The organism is Geoalkalibacter sp. (assembly GCF_030604225.1).
Classification (GTDB): Bacteria; Desulfobacterota; Desulfuromonadia; order Desulfuromonadales; family Geoalkalibacteraceae; genus Geoalkalibacter.
The window spans coordinates 1-12,250 of record NZ_JAUVWH010000099.1 but is presented as its reverse complement, the minus strand read 5'-3'; the positions used below and the strand labels follow the sequence as shown (position 1 = coordinate 12,250).

6 protein-coding genes and 1 pseudogene are annotated in these 12,250 nt (G+C 63.8%); all 7 read right to left on the bottom strand.

The features are described 5' to 3' along the window. On the bottom strand, positions 1-1,106 hold a 1,106-nt coding region (gene narH / locus QAT43_RS11020; RefSeq protein ID WP_305043125.1), incomplete at its 3' end, for a nitrate reductase subunit beta. A 104-nt stretch (positions 1,107-1,210) separates the two neighbouring features. Next, positions 1,211-4,834 (bottom strand): annotated as a pseudogene (locus tag QAT43_RS14880) (nitrate reductase subunit alpha). After that, on the bottom strand, positions 4,831-5,370 hold the full coding sequence (locus QAT43_RS11005; RefSeq protein WP_305043124.1) for a hypothetical protein: 540 nt from the start codon (positions 5,368-5,370) through the stop codon (positions 4,831-4,833). Before QAT43_RS11005 ends, QAT43_RS14880 begins: the two are co-directional and overlap by 4 nt. A gap of 122 nt (positions 5,371-5,492) precedes the next feature. Further along, positions 5,493-7,235, bottom strand: coding sequence for a sulfate reduction electron transfer complex DsrMKJOP subunit DsrP (gene dsrP, locus QAT43_RS11000; protein WP_305043123.1), 1,743 nt, complete (start codon positions 7,233-7,235; stop codon positions 5,493-5,495). After that, entirely contained in the window at positions 7,232-8,410 is a 1,179-nt protein-coding gene (locus tag QAT43_RS10995; protein WP_305043122.1) for a hypothetical protein, read from the bottom strand. Before QAT43_RS10995 ends, dsrP begins: the two co-directional genes overlap by 4 nt. Before the next feature lie 25 nt (positions 8,411-8,435). Further along, the gene (locus QAT43_RS10990; RefSeq protein ID WP_305043121.1) at positions 8,436-11,141 is read right to left on the bottom strand and encodes a hypothetical protein; all 2,706 of its coding nucleotides are present in this window, start codon (positions 11,139-11,141) and stop codon (positions 8,436-8,438) included. 11 nt (positions 11,142-11,152) lie between these two features. Then, on the bottom strand, positions 11,153-12,250 hold a 1,098-nt coding region (locus tag QAT43_RS10985; RefSeq protein WP_305043120.1), incomplete at its 5' end, for an ATP citrate lyase citrate-binding domain-containing protein.

The window sequence follows — 12,250 nt, the reverse complement described above, 5'->3', positions numbered from 1 at the left end:
GTGCCCTGCTGTTCCTTGGACAGCACCGGCAAGAGCGGCGGCACGTAGAACAGCATGGGCAGGGTGCGAAACTCGGGATGCAGCGGCAGGGCGATGCCCCATTCCTTGACGAAGCGGTAGACCGGCGAACGCCGCGCCGCGTCGAGGACCTGCTCGGGCAGTCCGGCCTTGCGCGCTTCGTCCTGCACCTGGGGATCCTGGGGATCGAGAATCAGGTCGCGCTGCGCGGCGGCGAGATCCCCATCCTCGCGCATGGCGGCCTCCTCGATGCGATCGGCGTCGTAGAGCAGCACGCCGAGATAGCGGATGCGTCCCACGCAGGAGTGAAAACAGCCCGGCGCTTCGCCCGCTTCCTGGCGGGGATAGCAGAGAATGCACTTTTCCGATTTGCCGGTGTTCCAGCCGTAATAGGTTTTCTTGTAGGGACAGGCCGAGACGCACATGCGCCAGCCGCGGCACTTGTCCTGGCTGATCACCACGATGCCGTCCTCGCCGCGCTTGTAGATCGCCCCCGAGGGACAGCCGGCCACGCAGCCGGCATTGAGGCAGTGATTGCAGATGCGCGGCAGGTAGAACATCACCATTTTCTCGATGGCGAACATCTGCGCCTGCTCCTCGGCGCTGAGCTTGAGCACGCCGGGATCGTTGGCGGCGTAGATGTTCGACCCCGAGAGATCGTCGTCCCAATTGGGACCGGCCTCGATGTTCATGGGCTTGCCGCTGACCATCGACACCGGCCGCGCCGTGGGCTGATCATCACCGGCCGCGGCATGGGTGAGATCCTCGTACTTGTAGGTGAAGGGCTCGTAGTAATCGTCCATGGTCGGCAGGTGGGGATTGTGGAAAATCTTCCCCAAGGTGCCGCCGCGGCCGCCCATCCTGAGCCGCAGCTGCGTGCCGACCTTTTCCCAGCCGCCCTTGTAGCTCCGCTGGTCCTCCCAGCGACTCGGATAGCCCGTGCCGGGCTTGGTTTCGACGTTGTTCCACCACATGTATTCCGACCCCTTGCGGTCGGTCCAGATGTTCTTGCAGGCGATGCTGCACGTATGACAGCCGATGCACTTGTCGAGATGAAAGACCGATGAGACCTGTGCGCGTATATTCATGGCGTGACTCCTCGTTCAGCCGTTCGAAGTTTCCGTGGTCGTCGTAGGGGCGACCCGGTGGGTCGCCCTGGGCGAGGCACCGCCTCGCCCCTACCCCACCCCCGTCAATACTGCGGTTCACCCTGAAGCTTGCGCACCAGGATGAAGGTGTCGCGGTTGGCCCCCGTCGGTCCCCAGTAGTTCCAGCCATAGGTGAACTGGCCGTAGCCGCCCAGCATCAGGTTGGGCTTGAGGCGCACGCGGTTGAGGCTGTTGTGCCCGCCGGCGCGGCGGTTGCCGCGCAAGGGCGACTTGGGGACGCCGATGGTGCGTTCCGGCGAGTGGTAAATGAGGGAGATGCCGCGCGGCAGGCGGGCGCTCACCACCGCGCGGGTCACCACCACGCCGTGATCGTTGAACACCTCGACCCAGTCGTTGTCCACCACCCCGATCTCCTCGGCATCGCGGTCGTTGATCCAGAAGGGATGACAGCCGCGCGAGAGAGTCAGCATGCGGTGGTTGTCGCCGTAGGTGCTGTGGATACCCCACTTGCCGTGGGGGGTGAGGTAGTTGAGCATGATGCTTTTTTCGCCCGGCTTGCTTACCACGATGTCCTGCAAGCTGCTCGGATCGGGCTTGGGCTTGTAGGTCGGCAGGTGCTCGCCGGCGGCGATGTAGCCCTCGTGGTCGAGATAGAAATGCTGGCGGCCCGTGAGGGTGCGCCAGGGCACCAGCCGTTCAACGTTGAAGCTGTAGGAGGTGTAGGCGCGGCCGTTGTTGGTCAGCCCGCTCCAGCAGGGGCTGGTCAGCAGACGCCGAGGCTTGGCGGCGATGTCGGCGAAGGTGGTGCGCACGTCGCGGTTGTTTTCCGCCAGGTCGACCAGGGGCAGACCGACCTTCTTCTCCTCGGCCTTGAAGGCGCGATAGGCGGCTTCACCGTTGGTTTCCGGCGCCAGGGCGAGAATGATGTTGGCGGCTTCGCGGGCGTCGGAGAGTGATGGATAATCCTGGCCGTTCCACTTGACGGTCGGATTGGTGCGCTTGAGGTCATCGTACATATCCTCGATGGCCCAGGAGAGTCCGTGCGCGCCGATGCCGTTCTGCCGCGCGGCGGGTCCAAAGGAGATGAAACGGTTGTAGAGATTGACGTAGTCGCGCTCCACCACCGCGAGGCCCGGCATGGTCTTGCCGGGGATGGGCGCGCACTCGCCCTTGCTCCAGTCCTTGATGGTCGGCTGGGCCATTTCGGCGGGCGTGTCGTGCTGCAAGGGCACCGCCACGATGTCGCGCACCGGCTTGGGCAGGTGCACCTCGGCCATCTGGCTGATGCGCTTGGCCAGGCCCTTGAAAATGTCGTAATCGCTCTTCGATTCCCAGCAAGGCGGCACGGCCGCTTGCAGGGGATGAATGAAGGAATGCATGTCGGTGCTGTTGAGATCGTCCTTTTCGTACCAGGTCGCCGTGGGCAACACGATGTCCGAATAAAGGGCCGAGGTATCCATGCGGAAGTTGATGTCCACCACCAGGTCGAGCTTGCCCTCGGGAGCCTGCGGGTGCCACTTGACGTCCTACACCGACTCCTCGGCGGTTTCCTGGGCCACGCTGTTGTGGTGGGTGCCCAGGTAATGCTTGAGGAAGTACTCATGGCCCTTGGCGCTCGACATGAGAGCATTGCCGCGCCAGATGATCCACATGCGCGGCCAGTTTTCGGGCGCATCGGGGTCTTCGACGGCGAATTTCATCTTTTTGTCCGCCAGCTGCTTGACGGTCCAGTTGATGACGCCCTGGTTGTCGGCGGCGCCGGCGGCTTCGGCCTGCTTGACCACCTGCGTGGGGCTGCGGTCGAACTGGGGATAGAACGGCAGCCAGCCGCTGCGCACGGCGCGGATCTGATGATCGATGGTGTGATCCGAGGTGAGGGGCGTCTGCTCCGCCACCGGGTTGACGCGCACCTCGTCGGCGGTGCGCTCGTAGCGCCACTGATCGCTGTGCACGTAGTGGAAGGACGGCGTATTTTGGAAGCGCGGCGGCCGCGTCCAGTCCAGCGCCCCGGCGATGGTCGCCCAGGGCGCCACCGGCGCGAGCTTTTCCTGGCCGACGTAGTGGTTGAGCCCGCCGCCGTTGCGCCCCACGCAGCCGCACAGCATCAGGGCGACGATTCCGGCGCGATAGATGAGGTTGGCGTGGTACCAGTGGTTGATGCCGGCGCCGATGATGATGGAGCACTTGCCTTGGGTCTTCTCGGCGGTGGCGGCCCATTCGCGGGCGAACTGGATGACGTTGGCGCGGTCGATGCCGGTGAACTTCTCCTGCCAGGACGGGGTGTAGGCGCTCTGTTCGTCATCGTAATCGCGCGGATAGTCGCCGGGCAGGCCGCGACCCACGCCGAACTGGGCCATGAGCAGATCAAAGATGGTCGCGACGGGCACCCGCCCCGCCGCCGTTTCCACGTAACGCACCGGCACGCCGCGCTTTTGCGCGTGCCCCGAGGCGAAGTCATCGAAACCGACCTCAAGCACCTCGGCCTGGCCGTCCAGCAGGCTCAGGGCCGGCGCCAGTTCCTGGCCGGTCTTGCCGTCCTTGAGCTGGAGATTCCATTCGCCCTTTTTCTCCTGCCAGCGAAAGCCCAGGGTGCCCAGGGGCATGCGCGGCGCCCGATCATTTTCGTCCCAGACCAGGTACTTGAAGCCGGCGTTTTCCTCGTCCTGGTAATCCGCCAGAACGGCGGCGGTGAGCATGCGCCCGGGGCGGTAGCCCGCGCCCTTCTTCTCAAGCTGGATGAGGAACGGACTGTCGGTGTAGCGCTTGAGATAATCGAGGAAATAGGGCGTCTTGGCGTCGTGATGGAATTCCTTGAGAATGACGTGATTGACCGCCATCCAGAAGGCGCCGTCCTGTCCGGCATGGGCGGGAATCCACCAGTCGGCGTGCTTGGAGGTCATGCTGAAATCCGGCGAGAGCACCGTCACCTTGGAACCGTTGTGGCGCGCCTCGACGAGGAAATGGGCATCTGGGGTCCGGGTCATGTTGACGTTGGAACCCATCACCGCGATGTATTTGCTGTTGTACCAGTCGGCGCTTTCCGCGACGTCGGTCTGTTCGCCCCAGATTTCCGGCGAGGCGTTGGGCAAATCGCAATACCAGTCGTAGAAGCTCAGGTTGACGCCGCCCAGCAGCTGCATGAAGCGCGAGCCCCCGGCGAAGCTGAGCATGGACATGGCGGGGATCGGCGAGAACCCGACCAGCCGGTCGGGACCGTACTTGAGGATGGTGTGAATGATCGAGGCGCAGATGATCTCCTCGACCTCGTCCCAGCTGCTGCGCCGGAAACCGCCCTTGCCGCGCGCCTTCTGGTAGCTCTTGCGACTTTGCGGATTGTCGACGATGGACGCCCAGGCGGCCACCGGGTCGGCATGGACGGCCTTGGCCTGGCGCCACAGATCCATGAGGGTGCCGCGCAGATAGGGATACTTGATACGCAGCGGACTGTAGAGATACCAGGAAAAAGCCGCGCCCCGCTGGCAGCCGCGCGGCTCGTAGGGGGGGATGCCCTCTTCCAGGGGCGGATAATCCGTGGCTTGCAGTTCCCAGGCAACGATGCCGTCCTTGACATGCACGTTCCAGGAACAGCCGCCGGTGCAGTTCACGCCGTGGGTGCTGCGCACCACCTTGTCGCACTGGTTGCGGTTGCGGTAGAACTCTTCCCAGGCCCGCGCTTTGGGATCGAAAATGTCCTTTATCCAACTCATTGCAGACCTCCCTTTCTCATGCGTGCACTCTCCACCAGGGGGCGTCGCGCACCTTTGAAGCGCCCCCACCCCGCCACGGCCAGAACCACCAGCAAAGCTCCCGTCCAGACCGCTACATGGCCCATGAGCCGGGCACCGGCTTCAAACGGTGTTTGTCCCGACACCTCGGCGAGAAACGCGGCGACGTCCGCCTGCTCCCCGGCGGTCAGAGGGCGGCCGGCATAAATGGGCTCCATGCTGGCGAAATCCGTCAGGCTGTCGAGGACGGACAGCACTCCGTCGGTGCCGAAGTTGCCGTGCATATCCGTCAGATCCGGGCCGAAATTGGCTCCGGCGGCCAGGCCGAGCCCCGCCCCGGCAATGCCGTGGCAGGCCAGACAGGGAGCTCCGCCCTGGGCAAAGGATTGAGTTCCGACATAAAACGCTTCGCCGCGCCGCGCATCACCTGTCAGGGTTTGCGCTCCGACCGTCCATGCCCCGGCAAGCAGCAATACGACCAGCAGCACTGCCTGACACCACCGACCTCTGTTTCTCATGGTCACCTCCCTGGTTTGGAAAGGAAAAATACCTGACAACGTCATTCTCACCTGCACTTTAGAACAGTTTTTTATTGCTTATTTTGACCTAAATCAAAAAGCACAATTAAAAAGCTAAAATTTTAATTTTTTTCCAATTGAGAATCATTTTCCTCAACGAATTTTTGTAGACCGCCAAACCCTGTTCCAAAGGTTCTTACGATGTCGCCGCGCGAGACGATGCCGACGGGTTGGTCCAGCGCATCCACGATGACGATGCGCTTGATGTTGTTCTCCAGCAGCATCTGCGAAAGTTCCAGCACCGGGGCATCCTCCCGCGCGGTAATGGCCGGTGAACTCATGATTTCCGCCACCTGCTCCCCGGGGAAATTTTTCCTGCGGAATTTAGGCAGCAACAAATGCTTGAACCTTTCCACCAGTTGCGGCTCCTGGTGGATTTCGTGGAAAATCAGGTCGGATTCCGACAACATGCCCACCACCCGGTTCTGCTCGTCCACCACGGGCAGCCCGCCGCTGCCGCTGTAACTCATGATCGCGCGCGCCTCGGCAATGTTCGTGTCCGGCCTTACCGTGATCGGGTTCGCGCTCATCACATCCCTGGCCAGCGGGCCTTCCTCATCGTAATCGGGGATCAGGGGCGGCGCCGCGGGATGCCGCAGGCGGCCGGTGTCCAGGGCGATCACCGTGCGCACGGCCAGGGTATAGATCAGCCCGCCCGTCGCCCAGATGCCCAGGCCGATGAGAACTTCCCGATAGGACGGCATGTATTCGTAAATTTCGCCCAGGGAATCGGGAATAAATCCCGGCACGATCAGGCCCATGCCCTTCTCGATCCAGATGCCGACGAAAATCAGCACGCAGCCGATGTTGAGGGTGATGAAATTCCGGCGGGTTTTCGGCAGCAGAAAGAGAAAAAAACCGATCAGATTGAACAGGATGGCGGCCCAGGTCCAGGGCACCAGGCGGGTCTTGCCGTCCAGACCCTGGAGCAGATACTCCAGAGACGCCAGATGGAAGGTGTGCGAGTAGTATTCCTTGAAGATTTCCGCACCCATGAGAAACAGGTTGACCGCCATGGCATAGGCGATGATCTCCGCCAGCTTGAAGATGGCCCGGTCGCGCACCTGGAAATCCATGACCCGCCGCAGAATCTGGAAGATGACGATCATCAGGGCCGGTCCGGCGCAAAACGCCGAGGCGAGGAAACGCGGCGCGAGGATCGAGGCGTTCCAGAAGGATCGAGCCGGCAGGCCGTTGTACAGATAGGCGGTCACGGTATGAATCCCCACCGCCCAGGGAATGGAGAGCAGAATCAGGGGAATGACGATGCGCTTGTCGGGTTCGCGGCCCAGGTAGGTGCAGGTGCCGATGTAGGTGGTGATGCCGAGGTTGAGGAGCAGGTAGCCGTTGAGCACCATCAGGTCCCAGGCCAGGATCGAGGAGGGAAAATTCAAGATCCCCAGGCCCGGCAGCATGTGCCAGATGCGATCGGGGCGGCCGATGTCGACGAACACGAAGAGAATGGCCATGATGACGGCGGTGACGGCGAGCAATTCGCCGAAGGCGACGATCTTCTTGATGGCCTTGAAGTGATAGAGATAGGCCGGTATCACCAGCAGCACCGCCGCCGCAGCCACCCCGACCAGAAAGGTGAAGTTGGAAATGTAGAACCCCCAGGACACCTGATCGCGCATGTGGGTGATGGCCATGCCCTGGGTCACTTGGGTGACGTAGGTGGCCAGGCCCGCCGCGACGAACAGGGTGAGAAAAATCATCCAGGTGTAAAAAGCCCGGCCGCCCACGAACATCACCTGGAACAGGCCGCCCGCGAAGGTGCGAAGTTCCGCCGCGAGATTATTCCTCATGGCTTGCCCTCCCCGGAAGTCAGGGCGGCATACACGCGAGGCGCGGGGTTGCCGACCAGATGCCGCATGGCTTCGATGACGCTGCGGCAATAGCCGCGGGTATTGTGCACGTAGGCCTGCAGGATCAGTTCGCTCAGGGGATGCCCCCCCTCGGCCTGCAAGGCGAAGGGATCATCGGCGAAACGCAGCAGGGCGTCCTGGGGCAGCACCACCGCGGCCGCCTCGCATTGCTCGAAACCGCGACTGCCGTAAGGGCGCTCGGCCAGGCGCAACATCCAGGGCAGGCGGCGCGCGGTGCGGCCGAGACTCGCCACGATGCGGCCGGCATCCAGGCGCGAACCGTCGGCGCAGGTGTAGCGGAAAAAGAAGCGACAGATCTGATAGCCGGGAGGCAGGGTCAGGGTGCGCAGGGAAATGCTGCTCAAGGCATGCCGGCCGGGGAAAAGCCGCGCCATGGAGGTTTCCACCTGGGAAAACCCGGGACGCAGGTTGTCGCGCGGATCCTGCTCGCGCGCCCGGATCGAGGCCGTGCCGAGCCGCCCGGTCGGCGTGTCCGGATGAACGATATCGACCTCCAGGCCGCGCCAGTCAAAATGATTCATTTCGACGTCCTCGGCCAGGTCGAGCATGGCCCGCACCTGCGCCAGCCAGCCGTTGGTCTGGCAGGAGCCCAGGGCAAAAATCCGCTCGTGGCCGGCGGGTTGCGAGGAGACCGGCAGAAACCGCTCCGGCGCCCCGATGAGCGGCGGATAAAACCCCGGCAGCTGGGTGGCTTCGGCGACACCGAGCACATAGCCGGCAACGCCGAGAAATCGCCCCATCAGTTGCGGGTCGCCGATATGCGTCTTGGAGGTGGCGACGAGGCAGACATCAAAAGGCCCGGGCAGGTTCTCCAGGGGATAGGTGCGCATGTCGCCGAAGAAGACGGGGACTTCGCGGCCACGGACGCGCAGCGCGCCGTCCTCGACGCTCACCGCGTCGAGCAGTTGCGGCTGGGCCAGGACAATCCGCGCGCACAGCCCATCCAGGGGCGAAAGCTGGGGATGACTCGGATCGGTCGCCGGGGCATGGGTCAGCACCGCGCCGATGGCGAGGCCGTCGCGCTCGGGCCGCAGCATGCCCAGCAACAGGGACCCGATTTCCGCCCCGCAACCGATCAACAGAATCCGTTTCATGGTCTTCCCCCTTCCCTTTGCGTACTTAATTCAGATAGCGCAACTCCGCGTTGGGCGTGCGGCAGTCCATGTCGGTGCCGCGACTGCGATGATCGGCGATTTCGGCGGCGATGCCCGGCATGCGCCCGTAGAGAAACAGGCGAAACACGGCGTCCTGCATGGCCTCGGGCGTCACCGCGCCGCTCTGCCACTGCGGCCAGAACAGCTCCAGGGACAGGGTGGCGATCACCGCGTCGACGTTCACGCAGAACACATTGCGGGTGGCGCCGATGCGGAAAAGTTCCTTGACCAGGTGGTGATAGAACTCCAGGAACGGATTGCTGATGCCGCGCTGCCCGAGCAGGGTGCGCAGCCGTTCCTCGCGCGGATCGATGTTGACGGCCTGGCCACGAAACACCGGATGATTGATGCAGGGAATGGGCTCCAGGGCCTTGGTGTCGCGGGCATTGCGCTTGGCCGCCAGAAATTCGGCGGCGCGCTCCTCGGCAAGGCGGCGCAGCAGCTGGTCGCGCTGCGGCTCGGGCAGTTGGTAGGGATCCTGCCCGACAAACACCTCCAGCAGATAGGCGACGGCCTTGAAACCGTTGCCCCCGTGAGCGAGGCCGGTGTTGGTCATGAACCCGGCGTAGGCGGTGGCGACATGATTGCCGGCACTCACGCTTTCCTTGCCCCCCATGACGCTGAGAGTGCCCGGACCGTTGCTGACGGTGAGATTGAGCAGCGCATTGAGGGCGAACAGATCGTTGCTCCCGGGGTCGCGGCCGAACAGGCTGCGGAACAGGGTGCCGACAAAATCCCGCGTGTCATCGGCGTCTTCTCCTTGCGGCCAGGGAGGCGTCGCGGCCCCGGCCCGGGCGACCAGCCCCAGCAGGGCCAGATGGATGCCCAACTCCACCGCCGTCTGGCGGGGAATGCGGCGGTTCTTCAAAGCCGGCCAGGCCCAGCCGAGGAGCACGGCGGCGACCAACAGGCTCAGGGGATTGGTCCGCTCCTCCGCGTGTCTCTCCCGGTCGGCGTAGGCCTCGGCAAAGCGGGTCAACAGGGTTTCGGTGCCGGTGCTTTTCAGTAGCGCGGCGCACTCGACGGCCCAGCGTTCCTCGGCCTCCGTGACCGGCCCCTTGGGCAGGTTGGTCAGGGATTCGAGAGCTTCGCGCAGCAGGGCGTCATCGGGCACGAGGGTCGCGTCGGTGGCGTGGAAGAAGGCGTCGATGAGGCGCTCGGCGAGGGTCGTGAGATCCTGAAACCAGGGGTTGTTGCCGGCCAGCAGCACCTCGGCGGCCAAGTAGGCGTTGGGTGTGCAGCCCTGGGCGCGGCCCTGTTGGGCCACGGCCAAGGCCCGCTGCTCGGCGCGCCGCGTCAGACCGTTGAGCACCAGGTTGGCCAGGGGGATGGCCGCTTCGGGCAGTTCCTGGCGCAGCAGGGCGAACAGGCAGGTGGCGGCGAAGGGCTTCTCGATGAGATCGAGAATTGGTTTGCCATGGAGTTCGGTCTGCTGAGTCGCTTCCACCACGCGCGTCGCGCTGGAGGCGTTGCGCATGGATTCACGCACCAGGCAGGCGCCCACCAGGCGGTTGGCTTCGGCCAGTTGGCGGTCGTAGGGCTCCAGGGGCGGTACCGGCTTGAGGCGCAACTCTTCCGGCAGGGCGCGGCCCTGATGATTGACCAGCCAGGGTTTGAGGGACAGATCGCCCTGGGGCGCGAAGTCCGGCGCCTCGCCGTGCAGTTCCATCACCGCCTTCACTGCCTGGGGCAGATCCTGGATGGTGGTCACGCGCACCCCGCGCCGTCCCACTTCGGGATTGGCCAGGGAAAATGCCGGCACGCCGAAATAGGCGTCGAACCAGCTTTCCTTGGCGAAGGCGTCGTCGCTACCGCCGGCCATGGCCCCGGCATGACCGCAGGGCCGCGCCAGGCGACTCTTCCAGCGTCCCGTCACGCAGGCGATGAGGGGCTTGCTGAACGGCAGGCGTCCCTCCTGAATCCAGTCGAGGGCCTGTTTCTCGTAATAGCCGCCCGGCTCGATGTAGACCACCACCGCCTTGGTGCGCGGATCGTTCTCGGCGCAGTAGAGAAACTCGGCCAGGGCAAAATGGATGTAGTGGTCCTTGCCGCTGCTGAAGATGGTCGAGGTGCCGAAGCCGCAAGTCTTGAGGTATTCGGCGAGGGTCGTGCAGAAGTTGCCCGAATTGCTGTAGATGGCGATGCTGCCGCGCTTCAGGCAGGCGGTGGGGTTGTCGCCGCCCAGGGCCCCGCCGATGCGCACCTGATCCCAGGAATTGCCGATGCCCAGGGAATTGGCGCCGAGCACGTCGACCCGGCGATTCTGCGCCACGTAGCGGATCAGGCGTGAATCGCGCGCGCTGACCTTCTCGGTGACGATATAGATCCGCTTGAGATTCTGGTTGTGCACGCAGAGTTCCGACACCGCATGGCTGACCGCCGCGGGCGGCAAGTAGATCACGCCGGTATCGAAGTCGTGGCCGCTCTTGAGCACCTCGGACACGCTGCCGTACACGGGAATCGACCCCACGGGTGTCTCCAGCGCCTCGCCGGTGCTGCCGTACTGGACCCCGGCGACGATGTTGCCGCCGCTGAAGGCATGGGAGACGGGCGTGACCTGCACGCTCTCGGTGCCGAGAATGTTCATCACGCACACCCGCGAGCGACGGTTGGCGAGTTCGTGCAGGCTTTGCACGCCGACGAAATAGGGAAAAGGCGCAGTAGCGGGCATGGGGGTCTCCTTTATGCGAAAGCCGATTCGGACAAGGTTTGCGCGGGGGCCTTGTTGGCCACTTTCTCCAGCCAGCGATCGAGCTCCAGCGCATAATGAATGACGCTGACCATGCTGCTGTCGAAGCCGAAGAAGGCATAGGGAATCTGCAACCGCTCCATGATGTCGCGCGCGTAGGTCAAGCCCTCGACCAGGCGCGGGCCGCCGCGGCCGACCACCACGTGGATGCGCGGATTGAGGTGGATGTTGTCGCGCAGGGCGTCAAACATGCCCTTGAAGGTGGTGAAGATGTCCGTGTTGTTGGCGCGCCCGCCGATGATCAGCAGCACCCGCGATTGGCGCAGCCAATGGCGCATGGTGATGTCGGCGATGGCTTTCATTTTCTCGTAAGGGGGATTGCCGCCGAAATCCGAGGACAGAATGGCGCGATCGCCGAGAATTTCCGTGGTCACGCTGTTGGCGCCGCCGCCGAACATAAAGGGCAGGATGCTGCCCTGGGCGTTGATCTCCACCACGTCGCTCTGCCCCTGGTGGGTGCGCAGCACATTGATTTCGGCCTCGAAGCGGCTCAGTTCCGTGGAAAAGATTTCCTCGGGAAAACCCAGGCGCCGCCAAGCGGGATTGTCCACGTCGAAGGCCGCCTTGATATCGCAAGCGACGGGCAGATAGCGGTCGTTTCTGCGCGTCATGCGAATGGGATTGAGTTCCAGCACCGTCATGCCGTAGTTGTCGTAGAGCTGCCAGAGCTTCGGCAGGTGCTGCACCAGCGGGCTGATGTACTGCGCCGGGCACTCAAGTTCGCGCAGGGCGTCATGCACATGAAAGGCCTTGAGCCCCGTGGCAGGGTTGAAGGAAATCACCCGTTTGCGCGACTCGGGGATGTCCTCGACTTCCACCCCGCCCTCGGTGGTCAGGGTCAGCACCGGGCTGCGATAGAGGGTCGAGGCGCTGATGTTGACGTAGATCTCGATGTCCGAGGGGATGAAGCCCTCGAAGGTCACGCCGTTGGCCTGCACTTGGCGGTTGCCCTGTTCGTGGACGGCGAAATACAGGTCGCGTTTGGCCACCATGGCCTCGAAGGGATTTTTGACGATGCGCACCAGGCCGGC